Origin of the sequence: Alishewanella longhuensis (assembly GCF_014653435.1) — a bacterium.
Taxonomy (GTDB): domain Bacteria; phylum Pseudomonadota; class Gammaproteobacteria; order Enterobacterales; family Alteromonadaceae; genus Alishewanella; species Alishewanella longhuensis.
The window spans coordinates 1-531 of the sequence record NZ_BNAO01000029.1 but is presented as its reverse complement, the minus strand read 5'-3'; the positions used below and the strand labels follow the sequence as shown (position 1 = coordinate 531).

Below are 531 nucleotides of genomic sequence, written 5' to 3'. Positions count from 1 at the left end.
GAAAGTCAGTGACCGCATCGTCAGCATTGACCGTCATTATGTACGTCCCATCGTCAGAGGCAAGGAAACCAAGTCCGTCGAGTTCGGTGCAAAGGTCAATAATATACAGATAGACGGCATATCGTTCATCGAACACCTCTCGTTCAAGGCATTCAATGAGGGTATACGCTTGAAGGACTGTATCCGTATGCAGCAGAAGCTTATGAATGTAAGGGTAAGATGTGTGGCTGCCGATTCCATATATGCCAATAATGCCAACAGAAAGTTCTGTACAAAATATGGGATATCCACATCCTTTGTGCGCAAGGGAAGGGCGGCCAAAGATGAGCCTTTGAGGAAGGTGCTTAGAAGCGAACTCTCAAAAGAAAGGGCAACACGGCTTGAAGGAAGCTTCGGCACTCAAAAGCAACATTACTCGCTCTCAAGGATAAAGGCCAGAAACAGGAAGACGGAAATACTGTGGATTTTCTTTGGAATACATACGGCAAATGCCATACTGATGATAGAAAAAATCAGAAACAAAACAGCTAA

At 44.6% G+C, this 531-nt stretch carries 1 protein-coding gene; it reads left to right on the top strand.

The window, feature by feature from the left end:
• Nucleotides 1-187: 187 nt before the first annotated feature.
• Nucleotides 188-531, top strand: a 344-nt coding sequence (locus tag IE163_RS18030; RefSeq protein ID WP_373297903.1) for a transposase, incomplete at its 3' end; no start/stop codon positions are given.